Here is a 3,039-nt window from a genome sequence, read left to right on the forward strand (position 1 = left end):
TATGGCCTGATGAACGGCATCTCCAGTTCCGGAAGATGCTGTCAGCAGCATGTTGACCTGACCGTCGGCCAGCATAAAGCGAATACGCTCCGCCGGATAAGTCGGATTGATCGGTAAATAGGCGCCTCCAGCCTTCAAAATGGCTAACATTCCCACGATCATGTCTGCAGAGCGATCCGCCAAAATCCCGATCCGCTGATCCGGCTGCACGCCGCAGGCCCGCAGCGTATGCGCTAGCTGGTTCGAGCGTTTCTGCAAAGCTCGGTAGGTCCAGCTCTTGTCCCCGCACACAACCGCAATTTGCTCCGGTACACGTGCTGCCTGTTCTTCAAACAACTGCGCAATGGGTTGCTCATGCGGATATGCTTGGGCAGTATCATTAAAGACGTCCAGAATCAGACGTTTGTCCGCCTCGGTTACCCACTGGAGCTCGTTGACACGCATGTGCGGGCGTTCCGCTATTTGCCGCAAAAGATGAAGCAACTGGTTGCTGATTTGCTCTATCTCTGCCTGACTATAGACGCTTGCATTGTATTGAAATTTGAATGTGAATGTTTCGCCAGGCAGCACAATGAGATTAAAATCATAGTTCGTCTGCTCACGAATTTCCACATTGGCTATCGTTAAACCGGATTTGTGCCCTCCCTGTACGAGCTTATGCATCTGTGCGTCTACCGGATAATTTTCAAACACCAGTATATGCGTAATCAATTCTTGTTTTCGACCGCTCTCCCTCTGCATCTCATATAATGGATACGTATCATATGCGATGGAAGAAATCGCCTGTCGTTGACTCATTTGAAGCAGCTCTGCAAAGCTCATATCTGCTGTTGTGCGAATACGTACTGGGATGGTATTAATACATGGTCCCACCATAGTGGAGACATCTTCCAGTTCTGCCGGTCTACCTGACACCACACTACCAAAGACAACATCATCACTGTCGTTATGTTTTTGAAGTAGTGTTCCCCATATAGTCTGTATAAAAGTATTGACAGTAACTTGTACATCAGCGGCTGCCATCTTCATGTAACGTGTTAATGCCTCATCTATAAGGCAAGTATGTTCTTCACATACATAGCTGTCGTTCACATTTTGAAGAAGCGTAGCGGCAGGGACATTCGCTTGCCCTTCATACCCATCCAAATAAGCCTGCCAGTAGGCAGATGCCTCTTCATGGTTTTGCGCTTCAAGCCACTCGATATATTGGGAGTATGGAGCTACAGCAGGTAGCTTAGCCTGTCGTTGCTGGAGTGCAGCATCGTAATGCTCCATCAGCTCACCGAAAATGAGTGGCAGACACCAACCGTCCAGAATGATATGATGAAATGTCCAGATACACTGGTATTGATGGTCTTTTGTGCCTAAAATGGTCATGCGCATCAATGGACCGCGGGCCAAGTCGAATCCGATCTCCTTTTCTTGCAACGCGCATAACCTTACATGCTCCTTATACTGTTGTTCATTTAGTGCGCCCATGTCTTCATAAACGAAGCTCAACCGGGCATTCCGATATACTATTTGCAGCGGAGCATTCCGCCAATTATCCATAAAACAAGTACGAAATACGCTATGTCTCTGCATTACTTTTTCCAAAGCATTTGCAAAGTGATCCACGTTAAGCTGACCATGCAGCTTAAATAAAATCTGCTCGACATAAGCAGATGATTGCCTGTCAGCTACACCGTGAAACAACATTCCCTTTTGCATCGGCGTTAAAGAGTAAATATTTTCAACCTCTTGAGGATGCTCGCAAGCTTGCTGCAGTTGCTCCAGCACTTCGTCCAATTCTCCAACGGACAATCCTTTCATCGAAACATCACTTGGCGTAAGCTGCACCTGTTCCTGACTCACGCAATGCTCAATAATCTCAATGATTTTATCGTGCAGCAGCCAAGCCAGCTTTTGTATACTTTGCTTTTCAAATTGTTTGGCACTGTAGCTGATGCTGAAAGACAGTTGTCCTTGCGCCACGATGCCGTTAATATCAAGTGCATAGAGTCTGTTCTGGTTGGGACTGACAGATAGTCCACCCATAAAAGGCGCTACCTGCATGCCTTCATAACCAGTCTCCGTATCGAATTGCCCCAGGTAGTTAAAACTGATTTCCGGTGTTTGGCCAGCTATTCCACCCTCGGTCTGATCCGAGGTGTAGCGCAGCAGCCCATACCCGATACCTTTGTTGGGAACTCGCCGCAGCTCCTCCTTCACCGTCTTGATTTGCGCAGATAATGCCTGCCCTGCCGGAAAGGACAGCCGTACCGGATAGCGACTGGTGAACCACCCTATCGTCCGCGTTACATCCAGTTCCGGCACGATTGCCTCTCGGCCATGCCCCTCCAGGCTGATCGCTACTTCCGTGATACCCGTCCATGCCTGTATAGCCCGTCCCAGTGCGGTCAGCAGCAGATCATTCATCTCTGTCGTATATGCCCGGTGACTTTGCTTGAGCAGCTGCTCCGTCTCTCCCGCTGTCCACTGCACCGTCACTTCTTCACTGTCCTTTACCAAGGATACGCCTGTCTCGGCGTAGTCCTGCGGCAGACGCGGTGCTGCTGTTGCTTGGATGCCCGCCCAGTACCCTGCTTCCGCCTGCAGCGCCTCACTCCTCGCATAGTGCGACAACCCCTCTGCCCAAGCCTGAAAGGCGTCCGTTTTCATCGGCAGCCGGATCGGTTCCCCTTGTTGTGCCTGGGTATACGCTGTGTCCAAATCCTCCAGCAGTATGCGCCAGGAAACACCGTCGATGACCCAGTGATGGATCGCCACCAGCAGATGATCGCCATCCGTACACCGGAACAATCCCAGCTTGACCAGTGGGCCTTCGCTCAGATCCATCGTCGCCTGAATCCGGCTCGCCTCTGCCTCAATCGCTTCCTCGCTGTCTGTATCCGGTGCCATGTCCAGCACCTCCAGGCTGTAGCCTGCTCCCTCCCCGATCTGGCGGGTCCACGCCGTATAACCGCTATCGCTCCGGCGCAGCACGGTCCGCAGGGCATCATGGTGATCCGTTAACGCCTGCATCGCGGCTTGCAGCGC

At 51.1% G+C, this 3,039-nt stretch carries 1 protein-coding gene; it reads right to left on the reverse strand.

What is annotated here, in order from left to right; all coding sequences use genetic code 11:
- Positions 1-3,039 (reverse strand): condensation domain-containing protein (locus tag C1I60_RS24690; RefSeq protein ID WP_212734429.1); only part of this gene is annotated, 3,039 nt, incomplete at both ends.

The sequence above is a fragment of the Paenibacillus terrae genome (assembly GCF_005217525.1).
In the GTDB taxonomy this organism is placed as follows: Bacteria; Bacillota; Bacilli; order Paenibacillales; family Paenibacillaceae; genus Paenibacillus; species Paenibacillus terrae_C.